General features: G+C 42.0%; 1 protein-coding gene. It reads left to right on the top strand.

Features of this window, described 5'->3' with window-relative positions; genetic code table 11:
- On the top strand, nt 1–257 hold a 257-nt coding region (locus SB775_RS31290; RefSeq protein ID WP_486360729.1), incomplete at both ends, for an arsenate reductase/protein-tyrosine-phosphatase family protein.

Raw genomic sequence — 257 nt, 5'->3', positions numbered from 1 at the left:
CCACTCAATCACTCATCGTCATTGCTGACAGAGGATCTTCTTCACGAAGCTGATTACGTTTTCACCATGACGATTCAGCATAAACAGTTGATTGTGGAGCAATATGCACATGCAAAAGAGAAGGTTTTCACATTAAAGGAATTTGCGACAGGGACAGAAGGCGATGTATCCGATCCATTTGGAGGAAGTCTTGCTGTTTATCAGGAAACACGTGATGAACTAGAAGCATTGCTTTATCAGCTGGCTGAAAAACTGAA

The sequence above is a fragment of the Peribacillus sp. SIMBA_075 genome (assembly GCF_046534585.1).
This window is presented reverse-complemented; position numbering and strand designations above follow the sequence as displayed.